We start from the raw sequence: 25,782 nt of genomic DNA, 5'->3' as shown, positions 1-25,782 counted from the left end.
TGGAGGCGGGCGGAGGCGGTTTTCGCGCTCTTGCGAATCAGGTCGAGTGCGAACTCGCGGTCGTCGGGCTTGGGATCGTCGTCGAGCACTTCGAGCCCATTGACGATGGCGCCGACAGGGCTGATGAGATCGTGGCAGACCCGCGAGCACAGCAGCGCAGCGAGTTCGAGCGCATCTGGAGCGGCAACGGTAGCGGGTGACGAAGCGTCAGACATAAAGGGTTCCTGGAATTGCACGGCGCGGACGCGGCGAATCAAGCATGCTTGACGAATGCCGCAGGTTCTAACATTCGCAAGCCCATGGCAGCTAGCTTGCGATCGGTTCGAACCGGCCCTAATGCCGCGGCGAATCACTCGAGCAGGGATGGAATTGCCGATGAATGAGGCATGCAGGTGAAGCGGATCATCGACGGCGCGGCCGCCTCCCACCTGATGGAGCCGCTCACCGCGCTGGTGGTGAAGGCGGGCGAAGCCATCCTCGCGGTCAACCGCGCGGCGATGCGGGTCGACGGCAAGCAGGACGGCTCGCCGGTGACCGAGGCCGACCTTGCCGCCGACCGCATCATCGCGGACGGGCTGGCGCAGCTCGCGGGCGAGATCCCGACGCTCTCGGAAGAGCGGACCCAGCTCGCCTCGCCGCCGTTCCACGACAGCTTCTTTCTGATCGATCCGCTGGACGGCACCAAGGAGTTCGTCGCCGGGCGCGACGAGTTCACCGTCAACCTTGCCCTGGTGACATCGGGCGTGCCGCTGCTGGGCATCGTCAGCGCGCCCGCACTCGGGCTGCTCTGGCGCGGCATCGTCGGCCGCGGCGCCGAGCGCGTCAGGTTCGACGGCGCGACGATCCGCGCTGCCGAGCCGATCCATACCCGCAAGTTGCCGCCCCTGGGCGAGCCATGGATCGCCGCGGTGAGCCGCTCGCATGGAGATCCCAGAACCGAGGCCTTCATCGATCACCGCCCCAACGCCGTCAGAAAGACGGTCGGCTCGGCCGTGAAATTCGGCCGGATCGCGGAAGGCAGTGCCGACATCTATCCCCGCTTCGGGCCCACTTGTGAATGGGACGTCGGGGCGGGCTACGCGGTCGTGACCGCAGCCGGCGGCAGCGTAACCGACGGCAAGGGCGGCGCGCTCCGCTTCGGCGAGCGGCACGATGGCGGCTTCATCATCCCGGAGTTCATCGCCTGGGGTGACCTGCAGGCGGCAAGAGTCTGACGTCGTAAGGGCGCTACTGGCTGAGCTTGTCCTGGAGGGCCGGCCAGCGCTTGCCCACCTCATAGAGGAAGCGCTCGGGATTGGCGGCGAAGCCGTCACGATTGGCTTCCCGGCTGAACAGATAGAGCCGCTGCGCCGCGATCGCGAAGAAACGGGGGTTGCCGGCGATGGTGACGCCGCGCGCAATATCGACCGGATCGTAGCCGCCGAACTGCGGCCCGTAGACCTCGGGATGAGCCAGGAAAGAGGCCCGGTTGCCCTCGTTCCGGAAGCGCCAGACTGCGCCCCACAGGTTCGCCTCGAACTCGGCGGTCCCCTGCACGGCCGTGCCAGCGACGAAATAGGCCACGGGGTCGAAGCCCTCGATCGCCACGCCGCTGAAGCGGTTGACGACGATCCGCTCGGTGGTGGCCGCCTGCGCCGGCACCCCCGCGCAGAGGATCCAAATGCCCGACAGCATGCAGACCAGAAGGCCGATCAAGGCAATTCCGGGGCGCAAAGGGCTGGCTTCCTGCCGTTCTGCCGTCATAGTTGCTGCGGATAACATCCGAGTCGAGGGGACATCCGGCGCAACCTAGAGCCGTGCCTGTTGGCGTCAGGTTAAGGAAGCGACCGGATTCGATACCAGGGGTTCTTTTATGACTTTCGCATCACGCCTTGCCGCAGTCGCGCTTGCCGCGATGGTCGGGTGGATCATTCCGGCTTCCGCCCAGCAGCCGCCGCCGCCCGATTTGCCGCCGCCGCAGCGGACCCAGACGCCCAGCACCTATGGGCCGGACGAACTCGTGAACGCCGGCCACCGCTTCTTCGGCAACGTCTCGCGCGGTCTCGCCTCGATCATCGAGAAGGCGGTCAGCCAATGGGGCCTGCCCAACGGCTATATCCTCGGTGAGGAGGGCTCCGGCGCTTTCGTCGCCGGCCTGCGCTACGGCGAAGGCACGCTTTACACCAAGAACGCCGGCGACCTCAGGGTCTACTGGCAGGGTCCCTCGCTCGGCTTCGACTGGGGTGGCGACGGCGCGCGCACCATGACGCTGGTCTATAATCTGCCTGCCACCAACGCGATCTACCAGCGCTTCGCCGGCCTCGACGGCTCGGCCTACATCATCGGCGGCTTCGGCATGACGGCGCTCACCGCCAACAACATCGTGCTGGTGCCGATCCGCTCGGGCCTCGGCCTGCGGCTGGGAGCCAATATCGGCTATTTGAAATTCACCCCGCGCGCGACCTGGAACCCGTTCTAGCGTTCCGCTTTCCCCTGCGGCGACGGATCAAGGTTAACGACATGTCGGGGCTGGCTTTTTGCCGGCCCCGCATGCAATGTCCTTGGTAAATTTTTCCTTAGCTTTGGGAGTTCTGGCCCATGGTCGAACCGATCATGTACCTGGCGATCGGTTTCCTGCTCTCGATGCTATGCGGGCTCGCGATCGTGCCGCTGGTGCATAACCGCGCCGTGCGCCTGACCACGCGCCGGCTTGAGGCTGCCACGCCGCTGTCGATGGCCGAGATCCAGGCCGACAAGGACCAGCTCCGCGCCGAATTCGCCATGTCGGCGCGACGGCTGGAGATGAGCGTCGACCAGCTCAAGAACAAGACCACGAGCCAGCTCGCCGAGCTCGGCAAGAAGAGCGACGCCATCAACCGCATGAAGATCGAACTCGGCGAGAAGAACGCCACGATCTTCGCGCTCGAAGCGCGCGAGAAGGCGGTGAAGGAGCAGCTCCGCGCCACCGAAGAGGAATTCAACACCAAGACCGCAGCCCTGCGCGCCGCCGAGCTCGCGCTGACGGACAAGCAGGGCGAGCTCGCAAAGATCAATTCCGAATTGTCCGACCGCTCGATGATGGCGGAGAGCCGTCAGGTCGAGCTGGTCGCGGTCCGTGCGCAGATCGAGGAGCTGAAGAACCGCGTCGGCGACGCCGAGAAGGAATTTGCCGCGACGCAGGCGCGGCTGGCGCAGGAGCGCACCGAATCCGAGACCGCCTCGCGCGAGCTCGGCGACGCCCGCGGGCGCGTCGAGAATCTGAGCCAGCGCGTCACCGACCTCGATCGCCAGCTCATCGTGCAGGTGAAGGAAGCCGAGATGCTGTCGGGCCGTGTCGGCGATCTCGAGGGCCGCCTGGCCACGCAGGGCAAGCTGCTCGCCGAGCGCGACTATGAGAACAACCAGCTGCGCCAGGCCAATGAGAGTTCCGAGCGCACCGTCAAGGAGCTGCGCGTCGAGATCGCGGCCTTGAGCGGCGGCAAATCGTCGGCCGCAATGGAATCGATCCGCGCGGAAAAGACCGCGCTGGAGGAGCAGCTGCGCACCGCCCGCGACGAGCGCGCCAAGCTCCAGCGCGACATCAACGCGATCCAGCAGCAGGCCGAAAGCTCCTGGGCGACCGAGCGGATGGAGAACGCGCTGCTGCGCGAACGCATCAACGACATCGCAGCCGAAGTGGCCAAGCTCGCGATGCAGCTCGAAGGCCCGAACTCGCCGATCGAGGCCCTGCTCGCGGCCGAGGCCGGCCAGCCGCCGAGGCCGGCGCCGCGCCCGGCTAATGACGCCCCGACCAACGGCACGGCCGCAGGCACCCTGCCCGAAGGCGGCGGAACACTGGCCGAGCGCATCCGCGCGCTCCAGGCCCACGCCTCCCGCGCCCGCCAGCAGGGCGCGTAGGCGGCTCCAAACGGTCTGACCGCCGAATTGCGCGGTCTGCGGAAGGTTTCCGGGCCGCTTTTAACGTCTTCGGGCGCCTCGAAACTTGACACGTTCGGCCCGCACTTCTAAATCGCGGGCTCCAAAGCGTCGGTGGCCGAACTCGGGCCGCCTGCATGATGGTTTCGGGTGCATAGCTCAGCGGGAGAGCGTTCCCTTCACACGGGAGAGGTCCAAGGTTCGATCCCTTGTGCGCCCACCATTCACATCGACTTTTCAGACACTTAGCCAAGCAGCCATTCGAACAGCGCGCAATCAGTGCCGCTCCTGAGCGGAACGAAGCGCGAAAGTTCGTGCAGCTACGTGCAATTTCCGGGCAGCAGGGCGCTCGGAGTGCATGCGAAAAGCTCGATGCAATCTGTACGGCAAGAAAGCTCATAAGCATCTTTTAGTTTCCCGCAAAAGAGGATACGAGCGTCATAGGCTTTACCGATTTTGGGTAAAAATGATCGATCCCGACAAAGTGGATAGAGCGCAAGTTCGGGCGGCAAGAGCTTTGCTCGACTGGACTCAACCCGAGTTGGCGAAGGCCGCCAACGTTGCGCTCGCAACTTTGAAGCGCTTTGAAATCGGCCAGACGCAGCCTATTCCGACGGTCAAGTCTGCAATCGTGCGCGCGTTGGAAGCCCAAGGCATTGAGTTTGACTACGACCGAAAGCGGGCTTCTGTCAGCCTCGACGTTAGGAAGCTAAAGCGTTCGGCTTAAGAAGGGAGTTTGCCCCTTGCTACCAGGACTGGGCCAAGCTTCCGGGGAAGATCATGAACTTCAAAAGCTCAACAGATCAAAGCTTGCTGGCCATGTGGCACAGCATTCAGCGGCAAGTGGCCGCTGACGAAGCCAGTGGCGGACGCTACCGCTTCATGGGTCCAAACGTTCGCGTATACGCCGAGCAACTTCAGGCCGAGCTAGTGATACGTAATCTGCGGTTCACGCCTATTCGGTGGCAGTAAAATGAAGAACCAGATGGTTGAAGTGCCGCGTGACGTGCGCGAGCTAGTGGCAAAGACAATCGACCAAACAGAGAAGGCGTTTTCGTTTTTCTTCCAACAAGCGAGCTTGGCACTGCCGCCATCTGGCGACCTCGCTCTAAGCTTCGCGGAACAGAACGTGGCGACCGCTCTCGAATATGCGCGCAAGCTTACCGCCGCACACGACATGCAAGAGGTTGTCGCGCTTCAGGGAGATTTCTTGCGGAAACAAATCGAACACGCCAGCAAGTTCATGCGCGAGTTCACGCCGAAGCCTTAAATATTACGATATGAAGCGTGCACCGTAGCGAACGGGATTTCCCCCGCGCCAGTTATCGCGGAAACATGGTTGGTTCAGTCCGCTCAACTCTCTTCAAGACGCTCTTACAGGACGGGCATTGGTAAGAGCGAATTTCATGTCTTTCCGCCGCCGGTTCGAGCCGGACCAATTCGCGGATTGTCTCGCACGGGGTACAGCGGGGTAGTTGAAATGGTTCGTCGTTGGTCATTGCTGGTCAAGGCAATCGATTTAGCGAATGCGCGACATTCTAACTGACACTTCGGCGGCTGAAAGCAAACAAGGGTTGAGCTTCACCGGCCCCACTCAACTTCAACTAGACCAAATCGCTGACGCCCCTCGATCCGGCTAAGCGCCGCCAACACTTCGTCATTCGTGAGCGCGTCCATCAGTTTTTCGACTGTGAACTCTGCATTGCGAGGGACGCCTGGCACAAGGTAGTCGCTTAAGACAGAACGGGCTTCCAAGAACGCGCTTACGACGATCTGAATGTCTGATCGTTTCGGCACGATTGATGGCGCGTGCTCTTCCTCAATCGGGTATTCAACTGCCGCACCTTCGGGATCGTTCTTGCTAAGCCATTCGACGGCAGAATCGCAAGACGCAAACACCTTCACGCAATCGTTCTCGACACTGACATATAGCCAGACCGATTGACTCACGGCGCCGCCTCGCGGTGATAGTCGAAGTCCATGACCTTGAAATGTTTACGGGCATCGATGCGGGACAACGCCGCATCAACTTCATCGCTGTCGAGCAAGTCGATAATGCGGTCCAGCACCTTAAGCGGGTCCCGTGACTCAAATGGATTGATGAACCGGCTTAGTTCTACGCGGGCCGCTCTAATAGCATCTAAGCAGATGTCAGCATCTGTTCGGCACATAGCAGTACCCCGCGTCAACTAAACGCGATTCAATCGTGCTCCGTGTGACTGGTTCCTAAGTCGGTGGGACGTGGCCGAAATTGATACGAGACCGCGCCCGGTCACAATACCGGCGACGGTCTAAGACGAACGCAGGTCCTATTTAGGCGGTTGCAGGCCGGGAGACGACAGCCACTCGCTCATGTGCGAACCGACTTCCGCTTGTCGCACCTTGCGCATGAGCGCTTCACGCTCCGCACCAGCCGGAAGTGCTTTCGCTTCCTCGCGAAGCCGCTTCGCTTCCTGTGTGAGTCTTATTTCCAGCGAAGTGGATTGGGTGACCCTTGGTCTTGGCGTCATGGTCCTACTCCACAATGAGACTCCCGCCTAACGTACAATGATGGTTCCGGTTCCGGCAAACTGAACCTCAGGACAGGACCTTAAACCTGTTAAACGCGGCCTCCTGGCGTTGTGGTGCGTCCGCTGTCCGGGGACGCAGTTTGGCTTCCATAAGCAGCAGCCGGGTCAATTCACGCGTCCGAATAGACTCCAGGATGGCCCGGTCAGCCCGATCTAGAAGTTCTTTCGTTTGTTCGCTGAATTGTAGCGCCATGAGCGCTCCCTGCTAAAAGGCGGGAGCGCGGTCGCGTCTCTCAGTCACCAACGCCCGGATAGTGGCCAGTGATGATCAGCTAACCCGCCCTAACCACAGAGGGTCCTATACGGGCGAGCTAAAGTGCACACATGTTCCAAAATTCAGTTGTTAGTCTGCGAGTCGGCGAGAGGGGTGAAAGCTATGGAACAGCGTCGATATCCATTAGTACGACGATGGACTGCGGCAGAGGACAAACGACTGGCGGAGATGGCCGTGGCAGGTGATCGACCGGACGAAATCGCTCGCTCACTCGGCAGGACGGAACCGGCTGTTCGAGGTCGAGCACATCTGCAGGGCATTCCGTTGCGCCTATCAACTCAGAAGCGGAAATAAGCGAACCAGCGCTGTTCAGTAAGTTTGGGAACTCAACCAATTCACTTAAGTTAACTCAGGAGGAGTCCTCGCCATGAGCCGTATCGTTTTGCTTGTAGATGATGATCCCGACGTGCTCGATGTGCTCGCCAGCATGTTGGAAGACTTGGGGTGCGAAGTAATAACCGCAAATAGTGGTTATGAAGCTTTGGAAGCGTTACGGGGTAACAAAAACATCGCGGCTTTGATCACCGACATCAACATGCCGGGCATGGACGGTCACGAACTTGCCGAGCGAGCTAGGCGCTTAAATCCGTCGCTGAAGATGCTTCAGTTGTCAGGGCGAGAACAGCGCAAAGGCGGCTTGCCGCTGCTCAGAAAGCCCTTCACTGAAAGCGACCTTGCTCGCGTTATGAAGCAAACGACCGGCGTTTGTTAAATCAGCAACTTCGTCAGACAGCGTTCAAGCTCTTCGATTGGGAATGGCTTCTGAAGGACGGCATGATCCTTGAACCCTTGCGGCACGCCGTCTGCGCCATATCCGCTCGCAAAGGCAAAAGGAATGCCCCTGCTTTGCAGCGCTACGGCGATAGGCTCGGAACTATCTCTTCCAAGCTGTATGTCCAGAATGGCGGCATCAACGCCGGGCGCAGACGCAAGCACAAGGCCGGTCCGCAAATCATTGGCTTCACCAGCAACGCTATGGCCTAACTCGACCAGCATATCCGCTACCATCATGCGGATCAGCGATTCATCTTCGACTAGAAGCACAGATGCCATTTGCGCTACCCCCGGGCGCATTGTACCCAACTACTTCATCCCAAGCTATGCACGTTCAACATGGTCTGACCTCCACGACTGCTCGCCACAACCTTCGCATCGATAAATCCGAAAGGTTTCGCCTGTCGTCGGGTCGAGAATCGAGGTCAGGAAGCTCGGTTTCCGACGGCAGCGATGGCATTCCTCCGAAGAGGGAGTTTTAGGCTGTTGCATCCCGCGCTTAGAACGGAAGCCGGTCTTATCGGCAACTCCGTGTCACTACTGAGCGCTTCTCCCGGGCCATGTAGATGCTTCCGCAAATGCCCGAAGGCCAGCAGCCCGAAGCTCCCCAAGTGTATGTTGGCCCGCTTCGGCAGCTTCTAGAAGCCGCTCCGCGACCATCTTCCGAACGTCGTGCTCACCGCCGTTCCGAAGCTCACCGCAGACTTCCTCCAATACAACTTCCAAGTTTGACCTGACCCGATCCGATAGCGTCATCGCCTTTCCGTTGCGTTCCCCCGATGGAACTTATGTTCCCACACTGCGTTGTGCTGTCAAGGTCCGCTATGGCCCGTTTTACGCGTGGGGAGGTAACACATGAGCGAGCGTCGTCGTCGGGTCACACAAACCAAGACATTCACGGACCGCCTTATCGAAGAGGCGGCGAAGTTTAGGGAAGCGGCAGAGGGGCTTGCTCCCGGGACCGAACGCGAGCTTCTAATGAAGCGTGCGGATCAGGCGGAAAAGGCGGCCCAGATGAGCGACTGGTTGACCAAGCCGAACACCGCCCCACCTGCGTCGTTGGGCGGTCTATTGAAGGCCAACAAAACCAGCGGCTTTCCGGGAAGCAGGGATTAGTGAAGCTGTTGCAGGATTATCTTGAGCGTGCAGTTCAGCTTGAAGCGCTGGCGGCAGATGAATCCGATTCAGACTTCAAAGACCAGTTGCTAGCGCAAGCTCAATCGTACCGAAAGCTGGCGGCGAAGCGCGCGAAGGAATACGGGTTACCGATGCCGAGCAGTCCTCCCACTTCGTAGAGAGACTACCACCGAAATTAATGCTGAAGGTCTTGCAGCATTGCTCGCGACCGACGTAAACACCGCGAGCATAGTGGCGGGTCTAGCCAGGTGCTGGGTTCCCCCACCCCTTTCGACAGAATCAAACTCGTTTGTCACGCCACCCTTGAACGTCTGACTGATCTTAAGCTCGTCCGCCCGACGGATGCCTTCGCGAGAACGTTCCCTGCCGCTTGGTCCGATTGTATTCAAAATCGCAACCGTGAGCGCGTGCGAAGACATCAGCTTTCGAAATTGAGATTGCGCGGGTGCTGCCGAACGCGCGTTCGATGTAGCGGCCTGAAATTACTAGCTCTGCACCCGATTCCACGCGATCAAGGACGCTCGCCAGCCGTACTAGAAGTTCTTCAGGGGTTTCCATGCACAGTCACTATGCAATGCGCTTAGCCAGAGGCAAATGAAAACGGTAGTGTTTGTCCCGTCGCGCCGCACTTCGGATGCATGGTCCATAATCAAGATCGATTGTCGCCACGCGTAAACCAGGCAGGCACCGATATTCACACACAGCCGGAAGATTTACGATTTTGGAATCATCGCAAGGTGATCAATTCGCCGTCGGCATTTCTCACGAAACAGAACCGGGGGATTCTCCCTTCTACCGTCGTGCATGGGTGCGGCAGGCAAGTTCCGCAAATGAAAAGAAGCATGCCGGGAACTACGGATCAGATCCTTTGATCCGGCGGAGGTCGGCGACCGTTGGTACGTAACTCTCGCGAGCGATTCGCTTGCGCCGAAGCGGCCCCGGCATCCGCGCCAGCCCCGGAGTTGCTTGGGGCCGTTTCGTATGTGGCGTCCTAAGCCGTTGCGGCTGCGGCCAGCCTTCCTGGCTTGGGCCGTTGGTGGGCTGGCACTCGCCAAGAACACCGTATTGTCCCGGAATCCACATTGCGGGGTGTATAGGTAGAAGTACGTAGGCCGGGGCTGGATTTCCATTGCCCTATTGATTGCAACCGGCAAAGGGGTCGCTTCGCAGCGGCCCCTTTTCATTGGCCGCGTCGCAGAAGCCTCTTTCTATTCACTTCAGGGGCTTGGCTTTGGCTCCGGCGGGGTACTTTGAACCAAGGAGCATTCACTGCATTCTCACGCTGTTTTAGCTCGGCTCTAGCGCTGACAGGTTGCCGGGTCCCTCTTGTAATAACCATTGGAGAAGCGCGGCCAATCGCAAGCCTGCTTCGATCTTACCATTTCAAAGGCAATGTCTTTGTCTCCGATAAAGCACTGCGCTACAATACGGTCTCGATTGAAAGCGCTCGACCTACCGTCGCAAGGCGTGCCTTCACCGACTTGCAAGCAATGCACCTGCTTACCTTCGATCATCGAAGCCAGGGCGCCCGCTGCGTGCCCGTAACCAGGTTGGCCGCGCTCCGGGCTATCAATTCCGCAGAGTCGAACGTGTAAGCCCTTCCCATCCACGCGCATGTGAAAGCTATCGCCGTCGTCAACAGCGGTGACCTCGCCAAGGTAGTCGGCGGCATATATGGGGCTAAAAACTATGCTGGCTAACAGAAATGACCAACCCATAATCGAAATAACATTCGTTTTCATCTTTCCCTCGACCAATACGTTAAAGATGTACGCCCCCGAGAAACGCTATCGGCACTGAAAGAGGACCGACTCCCCTTTGATTCCAAGCATTCCTTGGCCGTTGAATGACCAAACCATCTTCATGGTCTTCACATCGAAAATGATGGCAGCGATCCCCAGCGTAAGATGCTCTTCCGCAGTGAGATAGCTGGCCGTGTTCGAAGTGATCGTAAATTCTTCGGGCTGGGCAACTCCGACAGAAACGTCTGTAGCCCGCATTAGCAAAACCCGCTTGCTATCTGGAGCAGCCTGGATGGCAACCTTCGAAGGTGATTGGTTTGTCCAAACTATCGCCTTCCGCTTGAACCGTTCATCCACAACGTTTGCATCGGCGATGGGATCGCATCCGTAAGACTGACCCGCGCGCGGAGGCTTGACGAATTGCGGAGCAGGATCGGGAGCCGGAAAGCTCGCCTCCGTCGGTGCAGAAGCACCTCCAAAGCTTGCAACAACATAACCCGCCGTCGCGCCCCCAAGCAGCGCGACGATTGCGACTAGAAGAACGCGCACACCCTTCCCCCGGACCTAAGTCGTGAGAACAGTACCACTAACAGACTTGACGTTGAAAGAACAAAGTTAGAACATGAGCAAACGCCGTCCACAACTCCCAACCGATCAGCCGATCCTAACCGCCTCGAACTGGCGGCCGACCAGGCCATTGAGGCTTGCGGAGGCGACGCGCGCGAAGCGGTCAAAGCGCTGATCGTCGCGAATGAGTTTCTTGAGCACCGTCTTCAAGAGCTTGCATCGCCCGGCTACGCGCGCGGGCGGGTGCTGCCGCGTGATCGGAAGGATTGGTACGACTAGAAGGGTCAGGAAATTTCGAAACACCTCACCGGCGGCTATCGAATTTTTGCTTAACTAGGGGTTGTATGTAACTACCCGCTAGGATCGATAGGGGACAAATGCCCGATAACATTGCCTCCGACGAGATCATCAAGAAGATGAACGAGCTCTTCTTTCCCCATTTTTGGGAAAGGAAAGTTGCCCTTCGAGATGGTCCGCGAAAACTGGTACATTACACCAGCGCTGAGAACGCCGTTCGCATTCTCACCGAAAAGGCATTCATCATGCGAAGCACCGTCTGCATGAATGACTACAGAGAAGTGCAGCATGGACATGATCTTGTCTATCGTTCCTTCATGGAGAACGACAAGGCGCTCCTAAAACGTTTTATTGCTTCATTTGACGCAAGCCATCCGGGCGCCGCCGATGATGCCTTCAATCTTTATGATGCACACTATCAGTCGAATGTCTTTCGTACATATGTAGCTTGTTTGTCGGAGCATGACCCAGAGAAGGACTCCATGGGGCGCTTGTCAATGTGGCGGGCTTATGGTCGTGGGCGCGCAGGCGTTGCCTTGGTGCTGAACAAAGAGCCGTTTTTCAGGAATGTGCCATTTGTTGGCTTCTTTGCGAGTCCAGTAGCGTACTTGCGTGATAAGCAAGTGCAAGAATACCTGGAAAAAGTCGTGGTAAGCGCCATGAAGGAAATTGAATTTCTGAAGACCCTTAACCGGGAGCAAGTCGTCAATTCGATTTTCGTTCTTTTGATGTTTTCCGCGATCTGTATCAAGCATCATGGATTCGACGAGGAACGAGAATGGCGTTTGATTTACTTGCCTGGAATTTTTAAGTCTGACCTAATCACCGATGCGACCCTCACAATCGACGGGGTACCGCAACCAGTATACAAGCTGCCATTATTGGACCGACCGGAAAAGGGGCTGACGGGAATCGAACTCCCAGCGCTCCTCTCCAACGTTATCATTGGACCGACGCAGTTTCCGTTCCCGATAAGCGAGGCGCTTGCGGGAATTCTAGCAGACGCGGGCGTACCTAATCCTTATGAGAGAATTCACGTCACCAACATTCCACTTCGGACTTGAACGAGCATTCAGGTGGGAGAGGCAAAGCTCAAGGCGAGCGCCACCGCTAAGTTCATCGCTCGATACCCGCGTTGCGCAATTTGCGGAGGTCAGCGGCTAAGCACGACACGCGAACATATGCCACCGATAGCTCTATTCGATAACTCTTATCGGCCTGACAAATTGGTAATGCCCGCGTGCCATGACTGCAACCACGGCACTAGCAAAGCTGATCTTACGGCATCGATGGTAAGCCGATGGAATTACTATAGTCCCCAACAAGAGCGTCAAGATCACAGCCACCTCGCCAAACAAGTGCGTCGTCGTGCGCCAGAGCTAATTGATGAATGGACGTCTCTCGACGAGTCAGAACGCGGCAAGGCTATCGGGCATTTGCGCATTCACGGTGTTGCCGTACCTGACGATGCAGGGCTAGCTACAATAGGCAAGCACACCATTAAGCAATTGAACATTTTTGCGCACAAGGCCACCCTTTGCTTGTATTTCGAACGTTTCAAAACTCCACTCCCAAACACGGGATTGGTGTCTGCCCATTGGCGTTCAAAGGAGGATTTTGCACAGCACGGAGTTCCGCCCATCTTCTTTGAGTTATTTCCTGAATACGGGACTCTCGTTCAAGGCAAATGGAATGCGGCGGAGACATTTGAATACAGATACGCTTTCAATGAAGCGGATGGCCTATTCGGTTGTCTTGCGCGCTTTAGAACTAGCCTCTTCGTGACCGGTTTCGCAATGGCGGACTCATCGCGAGTTCGCGAGAAATTAGGCGACGATTGGATTCGTCCCATTCAATTGCTCGGCGACAATCCGCATTTTGCGAGGAAGCAATAGCAGCGAAGGATCTCTGATATGGGGAGGCGCATCAAAGCGCGAGTTCAACAGACGAACCACGTACACATCCACAATGATCTTGATGGGGCGGCGCACTACTTACAAACCATCATCCGGGGAAAATTGGACTCCGGCACGAAAGACGCGATCTATTTTGATTGTATGGCATGTGCCACAATGATTGCGTTCGCTTTCGAAGCGTATCTCAACTTCTTCGGTGCGAAGCTGATCGACCCTTGGAACGAACGACAGCGGGTGAACGCGAAAATCAAGCAAGTATTTGGTGCGCTCGAGTTTTCCCCTGATTGGCAGTCGAGACCCTTCAAGGGCGTGCAAGCAATGAAGGAGTTGAGGGACATTTTTGCGCACGGCAAGCCCGCAACCTTTGAAATGGACGAGGTGGTCGAAGCAGAAGCCGGAGAACTAGACGGCAAACGGTATAATCTTGGCCCGGCTTGGGAAACGCTTTGTATGCCGGTACACGTTCTTGATGCCTATGAGGACCTGGTTGCTGTTTGGAAGATCATGCTCGCGCGATCAGGTATGGCAGAGTTCGATGCAATGGATCACGGCGAAGGAGGCGTCACCTACCTTGGCGATGTTGACCAAGCGTCGAACACGGACGGCTAGTTCGTCGCACTACTTGGTTCCAAGAGAATTGTGGTTTTGCGGATATGTGAATTTTCCTATGGGCCGGTCGAGGGGCTATTTCGGCTAAAGAATCGATACCCCCCGGTACCAAAGGCTTGCGCTTTCCGCTTGCCTGCCGTCTCCCACCGCCCAAGTGCGTTAAGCCTCTGCTAACCAACCGCAGCGCTCTGAATTTTAACGCCTTTACGGTTTCCTGACGGAAGATCAGGAAAACTTGGCATGGCGCAATCTGCATTCCAGCGGGCAAACGTCGAACCTCGCACAGAGGTCAAACAGGGAGTCGAGAAGCGCGCCCGCTTGCGGCGGCAGATGTACCTCGCGCAGATGGTCAGCTTCATCCTGGATGCTGCTATCCTATTTTTCTACTCCCTCAGCGGCACCATACCGGCTTTCGCTTCGGCGTGGTACCTCGCGGCAGGAGTTGGATGGACCGCAATAACGTTGATCCTGTCAGAAATGCACTTCAATGACCGCTTCCAGGATCATTACCTCACGGTGCCGCAGAGTCTCGGAAGCATAGGCATTCAACTCGCCGCGATCTATTTCCTTCCTGAGGTCGGGTTCTATTTCGCCTGCATCATCTTCGTTGTGCTTGGGTTCGGTGCATTGCGAATGTCCGCCCGGCAGACCGGCGTGGTTTGGGCTTACGCTGCAATTGGCCTCACGGCCGTCTTCACGCTGACAGACCGGCCCATTGGCATGCCGATGGCTACGTTTGCAGAACGGCATCTAGCGTTGCTTTGCTTCGTGACTGCTCTGGGTAGGTGCGCGTTCACCGGTCTTTATGGCGCTTCTCTCCGGGAGGCACTTTACAGGCGCGGCAATGAACTCAAGGTTGCGCACGCCAAGATTGAAGAGCTTGCACAGATCGATGAACTCACCGGTGTGCTAAACCGGCGCTACATCATGCGCGGTTTGAACGATGAAATGGCACGGGCGCAACGTGCAGGTACGCCGTGCGCAGTCGCTATTTTGGACATAGATTTCTTCAAACGCATCAACGACGGCTATGGTCATCCAACCGGTGACGAGGTTCTGCGAGGCTTTGCAATCACGCTTGCTGCCAACGTGCGTTCCATAGACAAGCTTGGCAGATATGGCGGCGAAGAATTTCTTGTGGTCATGTCGCTTAGCTCGAAGGATCAAGCCCTTTCGGCAATGGACCGATTGCGGCAGATTGTTTCAGAATTGGATTGGGACCCGATTTCGGATGACTTGCGAGTGACTTTTTCGGCAGGCGTAGCGCAGGTTCGACCCAATGACGCGCCAGAAGACATTTTGGCGCGGGCTGATGCGGCTTTGTATCGGGCGAAAGATGCAGGCCGCAACAAGGTCATGGCAGGTTGACGCGGCTAAACCAGTTTGAACTTGTCTAGCCACGCTTGGTGAACATGCTGGCCATCTGCATCGGTGACGAGGACCTTGTAACCTTTGCCCCTGCAATTCGGGCCGGGTCTCGGATAGTTCCTGAGCCAACCGATTAGCGACTCGAATGGCAACCGACGAGTCTTCAAGCAACTGCCCGCCCTGATCGGCGACCGTTTTGCTATCGATTAGATCGAAATGGTAGCGAGGCATTCCGTCCAAATCAGGTAGGCCGCTCTTGGTTCCTAACCCATCAAGCCGATGGCTTTTCACGGCCCGTCAGGCCGGTCGCGCGCGTTTTACACTCGGTCAACTTTCTAGGGCTAACTTGCCGCCCTGCTTTCAAGTCAGAACGGGTCCGACTTCATGGAGCGGGAAGGAAACACACAGGAAGCTAAGCGCGTCGTGTTCGAGCGGCCTATCGACGCGCGTCTAATGGCGATTGATGGGACATGGCAGCGCGCGTGCAAAATACACGACGTATCAGAATTGAGCGCTAAGCTGGTGATCGACGGCGTGCTCACCGATATTGGCCAGCGAGAATTTTTTCTGGTTTTGTCAGCGGCTGGTCTCGCCTATCGCCATTGCGAACTCGCGTGGGTGAACGGCGAGTTCGTCGGTGTGCAGTTCCTGAATCGTGGAAGAGCGGCGAAGCGGGCGCGGCGCGGCGAAACTTTGGTGAAGTAAGGTCCGTCGGCAGGCGCTAATTCAGCCGCCACGGGAACCTTTGCTTGTTCCTAAACTTGTCCTGGGTGCCTGAACAAAATATCATAATCGCGATTGGCTGTTCTCAGGGTGGCGTTGAGGCGCTGATCAGGCTAGTTCAGAAGTTCGATCTTATGTGGCGTGCGAGCATCCTCATCACGAGTCATATTGGGCGCCAGCCCTCGTCTTTACCGGCAGTGCTACAGCGGCATTCCGAGTTCGCAGTTTCGCACGCGCACAATGACAGCCTGATGGTGCCCAATCACATCTACATAGCTCCGCCGGATTTTCACCTCTGCACGTTGGGGGACCGGCTCAATCTGAGTCACGGGCCAACCGAGAATTGGTGCCGTCCCGCGATAGACCCGATGTTCAGGTCTGTTGCGGGCACGCATGGTCGCGGCGTCATCGGTATCCTTCTTAGTGGCAGGCTCGATGACGGCGTGAGCGGCCTCATCGATATACACAATCGAGGTGGACAGACCATTGTCCAGAACCCAACAGATGCGCTTGTGCCTGACATGCCGGAAGCAGCTCTGAAAAGGATGACACCGACCCATGTCGCTTCAATAAGAGAAATTCCGGGAGCGATAGAGTCCTATCTTGAGGCCAGACGATGACTGGCTACAACATGCAGAGGCCATACACTATCACCTGCCCCGAGTGCGGGGGTGCGTTGTTTCCCATGACCGCAGAACCGGCGCCGCACTTCGAGTGCCACATCGGCCACAAGCTCTCACCCGAGACCATGATGGATTCTCAGTTGAAGCGGCTGGAGGTCTCGCTTTCAGCGGTCATGGTGGTCATGAAGGAGCGAGCTGAACTTTGCCGCCAGCTCGAAGAAAGTGGCCTGATAGACCGCGAGACAGTAATCAAGATGGTGGCGGAGTCAGAAGAACGGGCGAGGGAAATTAAGAAGCTTCTAGAACTTTCTTGGATGCCCATTCCTGCCGAATTGTAGATGCGCTTTCACCAGCCAGCGCTGATGCCCAAGCTAGACTTGAAGTTGGGGCTGAACGGGGTGCGGCACCTAGACATCGAGCGCGCCCCCGCCCATTGCCTCACACCGCTGGCGAGCATAGTCCCAAGCATCAAAATCGGCCGCTGGTGCGTCCTTGGGTTCGACGGGCAGGATGAAGGAGTCGTCGCCGAACGCGACGTATAGCTCCCACAGCGCTTCTGAGGCCATGCCTGGTTTGAATGCACTGGCCAGCCATTCGTCCACGATCTTCTGGCACGCCGACACCGCCTCTTGGGCGGTTGGGAACACACCATGGGTGACGCGTTCGGATTCATCCGTAAAATGATAATTGTCGTCGATCAGGACTCGGTAGCTCACAATCGATCCTATGGGATTTTGGCCTTGAGTCCAACAGCAACCGCGCCGGACAGGACAGGGGTATCTTAAGATACCCCATGTCCGGTCAGCGCCGCAGGGTTAAGTTGGACAAGATTATTGATGTCCCGGACATGTCCGGCCTAAATGCAACGTCACGTCGGCCTGAGGTAGCCCATAAAGGTCGCGGTACAGCACGACCCGCCCTTTTGGGCCAGTTTGACTTCGGCGAGCCGGTAGCGCGTCGCATTCCGGCGAGCGACGAAGGGTTGTGGCTTTGGGAGTTTAGCTTCCGCTTCCGAATTTTCTTTCAACGCCGCTATGCCCTTAAGGCATGCTTGGGATAATCAAAACCCTCGTTCGGCACGAAGTGACTCGTACGCTAAATTGAGCCGCATGGCTTCTTGCGCTGCTGCTTCCTTAATAAGCACGCTGCGGTCAGCGACGGTATCAGGATGACAAAGCTTGATGGCGCTACGGTATGCAGCTTTGATTTCAGCAACTGTTGCGGACACGTTAATTCCTAAGACCTTATAGGGGTCATCTGCCAGCTCATCTTGCGTGTACTCCGAGGCCGTATCGGATTCAGAGCCGGGGTCGCAAGCGTCCTCTTCTGGAATCTGAGAAATCACGGACGAGTAAACTGCTTCTGCGGCTCTCCGTGACCACCGAAGCGCTAAGACGAGTACGAGGGGCGTCACAATCCACATTGCAACTGCCCCGAACGCAAAGCTGGAAAGCAACAAATGCGGCGCTGGATTCCATACAAGTATACTTAGCCGTTCGTGGGATCCATTTTGTCTCAGTTCGATGAGCAAGATCGTTCCGATGAGAGTGGAAATGCCAACACTCCCTGCAATCAAATAAGCACGCGCTCGATACCAGGCGGCAAGAGCCTCTTCTAATACCAGATAGGCTCGATACCGGGGGTCTTCTGCTATCGCAGTCCGTTCCTCAACATCCGCCAATAGAGAACGTTTGCGCTCAAGTTCGAGATTCAACTCTTGCCCGCGTTTGGAACGGTTTTCGAACCTATCCTCCCGGTCCAGGTACCGTACGCCAGCCTCGCGACCGTACTCGATGATGCCGTCGATTTCTTCGAACAAATCCGATCTGTTCTTCCGTAGGTCGCGTAAATAACTTTGAGTGTCCTCGTCATCACAAAGTTGTAGCGCCGGATACTTCCCAGCGCGGGCATGAACAGCGAAATAGATCAAGAGCAGAGGTAATGCGTAGAACGCGAGGGTAACAATATAGGGCAGAGCAGCGATCAGGCCACAGATGGCAAAGAACAAGCCGCACAAGACAAGTTCGGCCAAACCTCCTTGCTTCTTCCGCGCCATCACTTGCTCATGAAAATCACGGCAGACCATCCCGCCAGCGATGCGTAGAAGATGATGCTAAGCGCGAAAGTCATTATCGGACTGCGCGCAATTCGAGTGTTCGTGACTACTCGCCCGATTCCCCGACCAGGAAACATGTACATCAACCATTGAATGATCACACCGGGGAGCAAAAGCCACATAACCGGTCGATCAAGTCGAACACCTGACTTGTTTTCGCGGATCCACGCTTGCTCCACCACTCCCCCCTTAATAGGGCGTCCCCCACCACATCGCCAATGGCGATATCTGGAATATTCCGATATATGCGGTTGCATTACAACCATCAGATTAGCGGCGCGGCTTTGGGAGACGTTCCATGGATTATACTTTGTATGTAAACGGCGGGGCTGGATTGCTTTCCCTTTTGGCTACTGCCGTATCTCTGGCTACGTTCATCCGATTGGGTTCGTTCGCTGGTCGCGCCTCCCTCTCGCAGGACGCCGTTGGCACTCTGGTCCGGACCGAATCAGATATTTTGCGGCGCACACTCGACGACAACTCCGAACGCGCTCGTAACGAACTCAGCTCATCTCTGGTCAGGTTTCAAGAACTAATCCTGAACTCGTTCAACGCTCTTAGCGGGCGTGCGGATTCTAACTTTCAGGCATTCGGGACTCGGCTCGATAGCGGCATAAGCGCAATCGAGAAACGGATTGAAGGTATCGCAGAAAGAATGAACGAAGACCTTCGCACTGGCGCGCAAGAAGCCTCGGCCAATCGAGATGCTTTGCGCGGTATGATCGAAGCTAAACTGGACGATGCATCTTCCAAGCATGCGACCGCATCCTTGACCCTCAGGGGAGAAGTGGAATCAAGTTTCCAGCGCCTTCGGCAGAGCGTGATTGATTCGCTGCTGCAGTCGAGCGACCATCAAACGGAGCGTTTGAACGCGAATACGTCGGCTTTGACTTCGTTGATTGAGAAGCACGAAACCGCTGGCGAGCGGCTAAGGGGTAGTATTGAAATGCGCCTCGACGCTTTGCGACTGGAAAATTCAGCCAAGCTGGAAGAAATGCGGCGAACCGTTGACGAAAGATTGCAATCCACGTTGGAGACCCGGCTTGGAGAGTCGTTTGCTAGAGTTATTGAACAGCTTAAGTCGCTTCATGAAGGCATCGGAGAGATGAAGAAACTCGCTGCAAATGTCGGCGATCTTCAAAAAGTTCTGACGAATGTAAAGGTCCGGGGAACTTATGGTGAGGTCCAACTCGAACTGCTTCTCGAAGAATTCCTGTCCGCCGAACAGTATATCAAAAATGCTGCGGTTCGAGAGAACACCGGCGAGCGAGTAGAGTTCGCCATCAAACTTCCGGGCAAAGGGGCTGGCAGTGTGCTGCTCCCGGTTGATGCCAAGTTTCCACGCGAGGACTATGATAACCTGGTGGCCGCTTCTGAGGCCGGGGACGCTGCCGCTGTCGCTCAATACAGAAAGCAGCTTGAAAATCGGATCCGCTCTTCGGCTAAAGATATTTGTGAGAAATATATCAATCCGCCTGCAACGACGGATTTCGCGATCCTATTTATTCCGACGGAAAGCCTGTATGCGGAGCTACTGCGGCAGCCCGGTCTGTTAGAGAGCTTGCAGAAGACCTACAGGGTAACCTTGGCAAGCCCAACTACATTTGCCGCACTGTTGAGCGCCTTGCAAATGGGTTTCAAGACCCTCGCAATCGAAAAACGATCCAGCGAAGTCTGGCAAGTGCTTGGTGCCGTGCGTACGGAATTTGGACGTTATGACAAGGTTGTTCAGAATCTCTCCCGACAACTTGGTACCGCCTCCAATTCCGTCGAAGAACTGAAAAGGCGGACAAGAGCTGTAAACAAAACCCTGACTTCTGTGGAGTCAGCGCCGGATCAGCCTGGGACAGCCGGACTGATTGATCGAGTGTCGGCCGCTGAAGCCGATTCAGAGCCGAACGGACTTAGCGAGCTAATGTTCGGCGAGATTGAGGTACCTGCCGAGTTCGTCTCGTCTACTGAGGCGGCGAGCGCAAACGATGTGGTTTAGTTTCAACATCTGGGGATGGGTTCCTACGGATTGACCACGTCCTTTCATCGTCCCAGAACATAGCTCCAGGCGTCGCAATCGACCGCTGGTACGTGTGTGGGATCTATGGCCTGAACCCGCGGATCGTCTCCGAAGAGCGTGTACGCCTCCTACAGCGCCCCTGAGGTTCTACCCCTGTTTGATTGTATCGATCAGCCAATCATGACGATCTTGCGACAGGCCGCCAGCGCCTCTTCGGCGGTCGAGAACACGACGTGCGTGACACGTTCGGACTCATGCTGAAACGCGAAGGTGTCGTCGATAAGGACTTGGTAGATTGGACGCTTCCATCCAATAGTATCGTGGTCTCACTGCAGCGGAAAGGGGCAGCTGGGCCGCAGCGTGATTGTGATCAGATTAGGATCATCGCAGGAGTGGCAGGGAGTTATCGGGCGCGTTAGGCGTGAAATGCGGCAGTGGCGATTGCATATGTGTTCGCACATCCAAGACCGGGTTGAGCGGCCCAGTGCTGGTCAACCGAACGTGCATTGGTGTTGGGCGGCTTTCGCCGCGGTCAAGTTTGTCAATGCATCGAAATGCGACGCGCTGGTCCGTCCGCAGCGTCGTGACTTGGTTGCGAAGATCGCTGAACCGGTCGCGGGCATCCTGATCAGGATGTGTCGTGATATGGTGGTCGAGACATTCGAGCATCTGCCAAGCCGGTAACGAGGCATCGACGTTCTTGGCCGCTATATCGCCTAAGTAGACATACCATTGGTCAAGCGCATATGGCATTATTTGAGGAGCTATACGTTCGAGCCCCGCTTTTTCCAGGAAATGCCCGTACCTCATTAGACGGCGATTGTGCCGCTCAGCCCGAACGGTGATGCGAGCGGTGCCGCCATACATCAAATCACCTTCTTTTTTATCGACGCCAAACCGCTTGCAGTGATCTACGTCGGCCTTCGTCGCCACATTGGAGTGTTGTCGCGTCAGCCATACGACAGGTAGTCCATCCGTCATATGGGCGTTTGATGCTTTTAGTTGTGGCTTCAGCCCTGCGCCCGCAACGATTAACGCGGTGCCGGGATGCGTGAAGTGATGAAAAATCATGGTTCCTCTCCGTAATTTTTGACAACAACAAGCCACCCATCGCGCGAACACGACAAGCGGATTTGATGATTTGATTGTTCTGATCGAGCGCCGTTCGTGACCAGCGCACCTTGCTATCCCGGTAAGACCCCGATTTCCTCGATAGTGCCGCGAGGCGCAAAACTTGGTCTTGATCTCGGTTACTTACGCTGGCCTAAGCGCGGGCACATAGCTTTAGGTGCCCCTCCTCGAATCCTACCCACCACCACCACCCGCCTTATAATAATAAGGCGGTGGTGGGTGGCTGTTGGTGGCTCAGTGAACAGTCGTCCCCACCCCACCAGAATCGCGGTGGGGAATCGGCGCGACTTCGAACATCGGCCTCTCGCGCGCCTTCTCCCGATCATAGCGCTTATTCACCACAAACTGTTCCTTCTTGATCGCGCCAGTCATCATGCGGACAATTTTGGCCCTGTCCTCTTTGGCGTCCAAGCCCAGCACGTCGGCAAACACCTTCCCTGCCCAATCGTCCGACTGGAAGTTTTTGGCGTAGCAGGCACCCGCGATTCGACGCCTAATCTCGTTGAGCTGATCCGGGGTGATTTCATCAACATCTGAAGTTTCGGTCGGCCACTCCCACCTTTCAACCACGCCAACGCTGTCGCCGGGTGTCCACTTGGTCCCGTTTCCAACGTCAACTGACACCAGCCGTCGCCATTCTGAATGGCCGGTTCGCTTAGCAAGGTTCGCTTTGCCGGAATTGATGCGAAAATATGAGAACCGCTCGTTTGTATCGATGCCCGCCTTTTTTGCCTCTTCAACTGTCATGCCGTTGATTGTGCGCACCGACCTCGCCTTGTCTTTCAAGGCGCTCGCGCCACGCGCCGAGTCCGCTGTTACCTCGCCCTTGCCGTCGCCGGACCCTTTACTAACGTGATGAACCAGTTCAACGGCAGCGTTGGCTTCATCGGCAATGCGCACGAATTGCTTTGCAACCTGTTGAATCTTGCTGTTGTCATTTTCTTCAACCTCATGCGTGGAAATGAAAGGATCAACGATCAACACGTCGATCTGATTAGCGATCATCTCTGCGATCATGGACTTAACAACCGGCTCGACTACCCTAGTGCCTTTTCCTTCGTTTCTCAGAACGACAAATTCTTGGTCGCGGCCTGAATCTACAAACAGTCTGCCGCGTAAGGTGTTGAGGTCGATTCCGTGGTGCTTCGCAGCCGCAACAAAACGCCGTTCAATCTCGTCCAAAGGGTCTTCAAGATTGACGTACCAAACCGACAGTGGCTCCGGCGGCGCCGGACCTAGCAGCGCGAGGCCGCTGACCATGGATAGGGTCTCGACTATTGCATGGGACGACTTACCCCCGCCCCCAGCACCGACGGTGCTGGATACGAACTTACGAAACAGATGGTAGGCGTACAGCGATGCTCTGCGAGGAATGTCGGCCGCGTCTCGGGGCGCGAAGATGGAAGCCGTCACTCCGCTTCCTTTCTTGGCTTTTCGTCCTAAGAGACGTGCAATCCAATCCTTGACACTGAAAGATGGATCAGGCGCAGGCAGATCATCAATATGCGATTCTGGGATATCGCGCGGCTGTCGCTTCCCCGCTTCGAGTCCGCTGCGAATTGTGGCAAGCGCTTCGGCTCTTCCATCCTTTCGAATGTAGCCGTTGGCCATGGCGGCCCCAATCAACCGTTCTTCGGCTTCAACATCCGTGAGGACGCCCGCTCCAACGAATTGACCAATTGCGAAACCGGCGTCGTTCATTTGATTGTTACGCCCCGTTGTGGTGCCGATGAGCTTTGAAAGCTCACTGTTGATGGCCGCTTCAACGTATGCGGAATTGCTATTGGATAACGGGCTCTGACCAGCGGGAGGCTTAGGCCGCTTCACGATCTGGACTAACCAGTCTGTTGCTTCCTGAATATCGCAATCCGACACCGGATCGTAGAAACAGCCGTCATCGCGCACTGAACCGGCTGCGATCACGTAACCGCCTTCACCGCGCACGTCGATTCCCGGTTCAAAGCCGCCCCGATTTCCGATGCCTTGAACGTAGCGGAAGTACAGGTGCATGCCGCCCGAAGGCGTCGCAACGGTGTAAGTCTCGGCAAGCGGGCCGTGAGCTTCTTCGAGTCGCGCGAGCGCTGCCTCACCGTCAACATCTGCTTTTTTGTCGATGTCGAGTACCCAAACGCCGGAAGCGGTGCCGGTTGGGATACCGATCATCGCATGCGGCCAACGAGACCACCAGGCGATGATCGTATCTTTGTCGGTGGCTGCGTTCTTGTGCCCGTTTGGCGTAAGCGGCGCCTTAGTTGCCGGACTACACGGAAACACCGGCCAACCTCGCGCGGCATGGGCGAGGGCAGCAATCATTGTCGAGTTGTTCATAAGTTCTCCTGGTCTACCGAAAGCGCGCCGCAATGGTTAGGAGCGTTGCCGTACGTTTCTCAGTGTGTTTTGGAGGGTGGATTGCCTACATCCCCGTGCCCGCTTGACGCAGCTAGGCACATACTCTAAAAGACTCACATGAGTCTACACGTTCTTCCCGAGTTTGAAAGATTTTGAGCGACCTCGCGAAAACAGCCGCGCTTCATGCAAACGATAATTTGCCGGGCATCGGGCGAATCTCCAATTTGAAAGACGCCGCAGCGAAGCTCGGGATCAGCAAAAGAGCGTTGCGAGACCTGATCAGGCGCCACCCCTTTTACTCGAAGAATGGACGTCTCTTCCTGTTCTCTGAACAGGACTTGTTATCAATTTGGGAGACTATGCGTTGCCCCTCAAACTTGTCAGACGAAAAGGCTCGGAGCACTGGTATCTTCGCGGCACCGTCCGAAAGCAGACTGTATTCGAAAGCACGGGAACTAACGACAAGAAAGCTGCGGAAGCCATCCGCATAAAGCGCGAGGCGCGCCTGTTGCATGATAGTATCTATGGGAGGGAAGCTAACCTCACCTTCTTTGAGGGCGCAGTTTCGTATATGGCCGCCGGTGGATCTCCTCGACATTTAGGTAACGAGGTGGACGGCAAGTGGACCGGCTTACTCGGCCACTTCGAGACAAAGATACTTCTTAAAATCACCCAAGAGAACTTGGACGCGGCCGCTGAAAAGCTTTACCCCAATACGCAACCAGAAACCAAGAACAGGCAGTGCTATACGCCTTTCATCGCTGTCTGGAATCACGCGCTGCCGGAATCACCGAGAAAGTGGAAGCGACCGAAGAAGCCGAAGGGTACCAACATCGTTCGGGCGAGGCGGTTGCGAGCCGGTACTAGGCCGGTGGGGTACGAACGGGCGTGTGAGTTTGTTTTATCTATGTCTCCGGCACCGGCAATGGTCATGTCCGCACTTTTTTACACGGGGATGCGACCGATAGAGCTTTTCGTCCTCTCGGCTGAAATGGTGGACCTTCCCGCGCGCTGGATTACCTTGGAAAATTCGAAAATTGGGGAGCCGCGAGGCATTCCGATTCATGAATTCTTGGTCCCCTTATTGCGGCCTTTGATAGAGCGGGGCGGTTTATTATTCCGAAGCTCGTTGGGCACGCCATACCCGGTGGGTGAAGGAATCAGTGGCCAGATGAAAACAGCTATTAGGAATGCTCGGAGAAGGTCGGGTATCGGAGGGATAAGTCCCTATACGGCACGCCACACAGTTTCGACCCAACTAGTAGTCGCTGGAGTGCATCCGCACATCAAGGATCAGATTTTAGGCCATGCCATAGACGATATGAGCCGCCACTACACCCACGTTCCGCAAGCCCCACTTATCGAAGCAATCAACACGCTGCCCATTGTCGGCCCTTGGGCGAAGGCGCCCTGGATGACAGACCCGGTCGGTCAGGCAAGGAAGTTTGTGAATAGCATGGGGCGCCGGAGCGACTTGATGAGTAGTGCAAAATGAGCGCAACTGAACGCTAACGGCTGCATTTCTTCCGTGCTGTCAACAGCTTCCAAGAAAGAGCGTTCCCTTCACACGGGAGAGGTCCAAGGTTCGATCCCTTGTGCGCCCACCATCCACCTTCCTGAACCCTGCTGATTGCGGCCCCCATCGTCGACGCCTGCAGGCGTGTCGGGACCGTCTCAATCG

The 25,782-nt window shown here is 56.6% G+C and carries 27 protein-coding genes, 1 tRNA gene and 1 pseudogene; 17 read left to right on the top strand and 12 right to left on the bottom strand.

Features of this window, described 5'->3' with window-relative positions:
- Positions 1–215 (bottom strand): annotated as a pseudogene (locus IVB47_RS23570) (histidine phosphotransferase); the annotation flags it as partial.
- A 171-nt stretch (positions 216–386) separates the two neighbouring features.
- On the opposite strand from IVB47_RS23570, the gene IVB47_RS23565 reads away from it, so the two are divergent.
- On the top strand, positions 387–1,214 hold the full coding sequence (locus IVB47_RS23565) for a 3'(2'),5'-bisphosphate nucleotidase CysQ (protein ID WP_247464745.1): 828 nt from the start codon (positions 387–389) through the stop codon (positions 1,212–1,214).
- Positions 1,215–1,227: 13 nt separating this feature from the next.
- Here the strand turns inward: IVB47_RS23565 and IVB47_RS23560 are convergent, their stop codons facing one another.
- Positions 1,228–1,713: a YHS domain-containing (seleno)protein gene (locus IVB47_RS23560; RefSeq protein ID WP_247400560.1), complete on the bottom strand. Its 486-nt coding sequence runs from the start codon at positions 1,711–1,713 to the stop codon at positions 1,228–1,230.
- A gap of 139 nt (positions 1,714–1,852) precedes the next feature.
- Between IVB47_RS23560 and IVB47_RS23555 the strand changes: the two genes are divergently transcribed.
- The 5 genes from IVB47_RS23555 (at position 1,853) to IVB47_RS23535 (ending at position 5,164) form a co-directional block, all read left to right on the top strand.
- Positions 1,853–2,458 (top strand): DUF1134 domain-containing protein, encoded by a 606-nt coding sequence (locus IVB47_RS23555; protein ID WP_027565201.1) that lies wholly within the window; start codon positions 1,853–1,855, stop codon positions 2,456–2,458.
- 119 nt (positions 2,459–2,577) lie between these two features.
- Complete coding sequence (locus IVB47_RS23550) at positions 2,578–3,876, top strand: hypothetical protein (RefSeq protein ID WP_027565202.1); 1,299 nt, start codon at positions 2,578–2,580, stop codon at positions 3,874–3,876.
- 166 nt (positions 3,877–4,042) lie between these two features.
- Positions 4,043–4,117, top strand: a tRNA-Val gene (locus IVB47_RS23545).
- Between the two features lie 243 nt (positions 4,118–4,360).
- On the top strand, positions 4,361–4,621 hold the full coding sequence (locus IVB47_RS23540; RefSeq protein ID WP_247464742.1) for a helix-turn-helix transcriptional regulator: 261 nt from the start codon (positions 4,361–4,363) through the stop codon (positions 4,619–4,621).
- A 246-nt stretch (positions 4,622–4,867) separates the two neighbouring features.
- Positions 4,868–5,164: a phasin family protein gene (locus IVB47_RS23535; RefSeq protein ID WP_247464739.1), complete on the top strand. Its 297-nt coding sequence runs from the start codon at positions 4,868–4,870 to the stop codon at positions 5,162–5,164.
- Positions 5,165–5,475: 311 nt separating this feature from the next.
- Here IVB47_RS23535 and IVB47_RS23530 read toward each other — a convergent pair whose 3' ends face one another.
- Positions 5,476–5,844 carry a hypothetical protein gene (locus IVB47_RS23530; protein ID WP_247464737.1) on the bottom strand — a complete coding sequence of 123 codons (369 nt, stop codon included), beginning with the start codon at positions 5,842–5,844 and terminating at the stop codon, positions 5,476–5,478.
- On the bottom strand, positions 5,841–5,963 hold the full coding sequence (locus IVB47_RS35450) for a hypothetical protein (RefSeq protein WP_256467918.1): 123 nt from the start codon (positions 5,961–5,963) through the stop codon (positions 5,841–5,843). Before IVB47_RS35450 ends, IVB47_RS23530 begins: the two co-directional genes overlap by 4 nt.
- 1,142 nt (positions 5,964–7,105) lie before the next feature.
- Here IVB47_RS35450 and IVB47_RS23520 point away from each other — a divergent pair.
- On the top strand, positions 7,106–7,450 hold the full coding sequence (locus tag IVB47_RS23520) for a response regulator (protein ID WP_247464731.1): 345 nt from the start codon (positions 7,106–7,108) through the stop codon (positions 7,448–7,450).
- Here IVB47_RS23520 and IVB47_RS23515 read toward each other — a convergent pair.
- Complete coding sequence (locus IVB47_RS23515; RefSeq protein WP_247464728.1) at positions 7,447–7,791, bottom strand: response regulator; 345 nt, start codon at positions 7,789–7,791, stop codon at positions 7,447–7,449. The genes IVB47_RS23520 and IVB47_RS23515 overlap by 4 nt on opposite strands.
- Positions 7,792–8,367: 576 nt before the next feature.
- On the opposite strand from IVB47_RS23515, the gene IVB47_RS23510 reads away from it, so the two are divergent.
- A complete protein-coding gene (locus tag IVB47_RS23510) occupies positions 8,368–8,628 on the top strand; it encodes a hypothetical protein (protein WP_247464726.1) in 261 nt (86 codons plus the stop codon).
- Complete coding sequence (locus IVB47_RS23505) at positions 8,628–8,807, top strand: hypothetical protein (RefSeq protein ID WP_247431368.1); 180 nt, start codon at positions 8,628–8,630, stop codon at positions 8,805–8,807. Before IVB47_RS23510 ends, IVB47_RS23505 begins: the two co-directional genes overlap by 1 nt.
- Positions 8,808–9,947: 1,140 nt before the next feature.
- Here the strand turns inward: IVB47_RS23505 and IVB47_RS23500 are convergent.
- The 3 genes from IVB47_RS23500 to IVB47_RS35445 all read right to left on the bottom strand — a co-directional run bounded on the left by IVB47_RS23500 (position 9,948) and on the right by IVB47_RS35445 (position 11,168).
- A complete protein-coding gene (locus IVB47_RS23500; protein ID WP_247464722.1) occupies positions 9,948–10,391 on the bottom strand; it encodes a thermonuclease family protein in 444 nt (147 codons plus the stop codon).
- 45 nt (positions 10,392–10,436) lie between these two features.
- The gene (locus IVB47_RS23495) at positions 10,437–10,940 is read right to left on the bottom strand and encodes a hypothetical protein (RefSeq protein WP_247464719.1); all 504 of its coding nucleotides are present in this window, start codon (positions 10,938–10,940) and stop codon (positions 10,437–10,439) included.
- 105 nt (positions 10,941–11,045) lie between these two features.
- Positions 11,046–11,168 (bottom strand): hypothetical protein, encoded by a 123-nt coding sequence (locus IVB47_RS35445; RefSeq protein WP_256467917.1) that lies wholly within the window; start codon positions 11,166–11,168, stop codon positions 11,046–11,048.
- Positions 11,169–11,335: 167 nt separating this feature from the next.
- On the opposite strand from IVB47_RS35445, the gene IVB47_RS23490 reads away from it, so the two are divergent.
- The 6 genes from IVB47_RS23490 (at position 11,336) to IVB47_RS23465 (ending at position 16,832) form a co-directional block, all read left to right on the top strand.
- Positions 11,336–12,319 carry a DUF2971 domain-containing protein gene (locus tag IVB47_RS23490; protein ID WP_247464716.1) on the top strand — a complete coding sequence of 328 codons (984 nt, stop codon included), beginning with the start codon at positions 11,336–11,338 and terminating at the stop codon, positions 12,317–12,319.
- A gap of 225 nt (positions 12,320–12,544) precedes the next feature.
- Positions 12,545–13,150, top strand: coding sequence for a hypothetical protein (locus tag IVB47_RS23485; protein WP_247464713.1), 606 nt, complete (start codon positions 12,545–12,547; stop codon positions 13,148–13,150).
- Between the two features lie 18 nt (positions 13,151–13,168).
- A complete protein-coding gene (locus IVB47_RS23480; RefSeq protein ID WP_247464710.1) occupies positions 13,169–13,780 on the top strand; it encodes a hypothetical protein in 612 nt (203 codons plus the stop codon).
- 240 nt (positions 13,781–14,020) lie between these two features.
- Positions 14,021–15,148, top strand: coding sequence for a GGDEF domain-containing protein (locus IVB47_RS23475; RefSeq protein ID WP_247464708.1), 1,128 nt, complete (start codon positions 14,021–14,023; stop codon positions 15,146–15,148).
- A gap of 384 nt (positions 15,149–15,532) precedes the next feature.
- Complete coding sequence (locus IVB47_RS23470; protein ID WP_247464705.1) at positions 15,533–15,853, top strand: PilZ domain-containing protein; 321 nt, start codon at positions 15,533–15,535, stop codon at positions 15,851–15,853.
- 634 nt (positions 15,854–16,487) lie between these two features.
- Positions 16,488–16,832 carry a hypothetical protein gene (locus tag IVB47_RS23465; RefSeq protein ID WP_247464702.1) on the top strand — a complete coding sequence of 115 codons (345 nt, stop codon included), beginning with the start codon at positions 16,488–16,490 and terminating at the stop codon, positions 16,830–16,832.
- 69 nt (positions 16,833–16,901) lie between these two features.
- Here the strand turns inward: IVB47_RS23465 and IVB47_RS23460 are convergent, their stop codons facing one another.
- Together IVB47_RS23460 and IVB47_RS23455 are read right to left on the bottom strand one after the other, a co-directional pair.
- Positions 16,902–17,210, bottom strand: a complete 309-nt coding sequence (locus IVB47_RS23460) for a hypothetical protein (protein WP_247464699.1) — start codon at positions 17,208–17,210, stop codon at positions 16,902–16,904.
- A gap of 344 nt (positions 17,211–17,554) precedes the next feature.
- A complete protein-coding gene (locus IVB47_RS23455; protein ID WP_247464696.1) occupies positions 17,555–18,550 on the bottom strand; it encodes a J domain-containing protein in 996 nt (331 codons plus the stop codon).
- Positions 18,551–18,908: 358 nt separating this feature from the next.
- Between IVB47_RS23455 and rmuC the strand changes: the two genes are divergently transcribed.
- Positions 18,909–20,600, top strand: a complete 1,692-nt coding sequence (rmuC, locus tag IVB47_RS23450) for a DNA recombination protein RmuC (RefSeq protein ID WP_247464693.1) — start codon at positions 18,909–18,911, stop codon at positions 20,598–20,600.
- A gap of 402 nt (positions 20,601–21,002) precedes the next feature.
- On the opposite strand, the gene IVB47_RS23445 is transcribed toward rmuC, so the two are convergent.
- Entirely contained in the window at positions 21,003–21,692 is a 690-nt protein-coding gene (locus tag IVB47_RS23445; RefSeq protein WP_247464691.1) for a hypothetical protein, read from the bottom strand.
- 294 nt (positions 21,693–21,986) lie between these two features.
- Complete coding sequence (locus IVB47_RS23440) at positions 21,987–24,080, bottom strand: bifunctional DNA primase/polymerase (protein WP_247464689.1); 2,094 nt, start codon at positions 24,078–24,080, stop codon at positions 21,987–21,989.
- A gap of 385 nt (positions 24,081–24,465) precedes the next feature.
- Between IVB47_RS23440 and IVB47_RS23435 the strand changes: the two genes are divergently transcribed.
- Positions 24,466–25,596: a site-specific integrase gene (locus IVB47_RS23435; protein WP_247464686.1), complete on the top strand. Its 1,131-nt coding sequence runs from the start codon at positions 24,466–24,468 to the stop codon at positions 25,594–25,596.
- Positions 25,597–25,782 lie beyond the last annotated feature (186 nt).

Origin of the sequence: Bradyrhizobium sp. 62 (assembly GCF_023073035.1) — a bacterium.
Classification (GTDB): domain Bacteria; phylum Pseudomonadota; class Alphaproteobacteria; order Rhizobiales; family Xanthobacteraceae; genus Bradyrhizobium.
This window is presented reverse-complemented; position numbering and strand designations above follow the sequence as displayed.

What these genes read in the sequence shown, in the direction of transcription:
- IVB47_RS23565 (WP_247464745.1), top strand. Translation starts at nt 387, where the DNA reads ATGCAGGTGAAGCGGATCATCGACGGCGCGGCCGCCTCCCACCTGATG.
- IVB47_RS23555 (WP_027565201.1), top strand. Translation starts at nt 1,853, where the DNA reads ATGACTTTCGCATCACGCCTTGCCGCAGTCGCGCTTGCCGCGATGGTC.
- IVB47_RS23550 (WP_027565202.1), top strand. Translation starts at nt 2,578, where the DNA reads ATGGTCGAACCGATCATGTACCTGGCGATCGGTTTCCTGCTCTCGATG.
- IVB47_RS23540 (WP_247464742.1), top strand. Translation starts at nt 4,361, where the DNA reads ATGATCGATCCCGACAAAGTGGATAGAGCGCAAGTTCGGGCGGCAAGA.
- IVB47_RS23535 (WP_247464739.1), top strand. Translation starts at nt 4,868, where the DNA reads ATGAAGAACCAGATGGTTGAAGTGCCGCGTGACGTGCGCGAGCTAGTG.
- IVB47_RS23520 (WP_247464731.1), top strand. Translation starts at nt 7,106, where the DNA reads ATGAGCCGTATCGTTTTGCTTGTAGATGATGATCCCGACGTGCTCGAT.
- IVB47_RS23515 (WP_247464728.1), bottom strand. Translation starts at nt 7,791, where the DNA reads ATGGCATCTGTGCTTCTAGTCGAAGATGAATCGCTGATCCGCATGATG.
- IVB47_RS23510 (WP_247464726.1), top strand. Translation starts at nt 8,368, where the DNA reads ATGAGCGAGCGTCGTCGTCGGGTCACACAAACCAAGACATTCACGGAC.
- IVB47_RS23500 (WP_247464722.1), bottom strand. Translation starts at nt 10,391, where the DNA reads ATGAAAACGAATGTTATTTCGATTATGGGTTGGTCATTTCTGTTAGCC.
- IVB47_RS23490 (WP_247464716.1), top strand. Translation starts at nt 11,336, where the DNA reads ATGCCCGATAACATTGCCTCCGACGAGATCATCAAGAAGATGAACGAG.
- IVB47_RS23485 (WP_247464713.1), top strand. Translation starts at nt 12,545, where the DNA reads ATGGTAAGCCGATGGAATTACTATAGTCCCCAACAAGAGCGTCAAGAT.
- IVB47_RS23480 (WP_247464710.1), top strand. Translation starts at nt 13,169, where the DNA reads ATGGGGAGGCGCATCAAAGCGCGAGTTCAACAGACGAACCACGTACAC.
- IVB47_RS23475 (WP_247464708.1), top strand. Translation starts at nt 14,021, where the DNA reads ATGGCGCAATCTGCATTCCAGCGGGCAAACGTCGAACCTCGCACAGAG.
- IVB47_RS23470 (WP_247464705.1), top strand. Translation starts at nt 15,533, where the DNA reads ATGGAGCGGGAAGGAAACACACAGGAAGCTAAGCGCGTCGTGTTCGAG.
- IVB47_RS23465 (WP_247464702.1), top strand. Translation starts at nt 16,488, where the DNA reads ATGACTGGCTACAACATGCAGAGGCCATACACTATCACCTGCCCCGAG.
- IVB47_RS23455 (WP_247464696.1), bottom strand. Translation starts at nt 18,550, where the DNA reads ATGGCGCGGAAGAAGCAAGGAGGTTTGGCCGAACTTGTCTTGTGCGGC.
- rmuC (WP_247464693.1), top strand. Translation starts at nt 18,909, where the DNA reads ATGGATTATACTTTGTATGTAAACGGCGGGGCTGGATTGCTTTCCCTT.
- IVB47_RS23445 (WP_247464691.1), bottom strand. Translation starts at nt 21,692, where the DNA reads ATGATTTTTCATCACTTCACGCATCCCGGCACCGCGTTAATCGTTGCG.
- IVB47_RS23440 (WP_247464689.1), bottom strand. Translation starts at nt 24,080, where the DNA reads ATGAACAACTCGACAATGATTGCTGCCCTCGCCCATGCCGCGCGAGGT.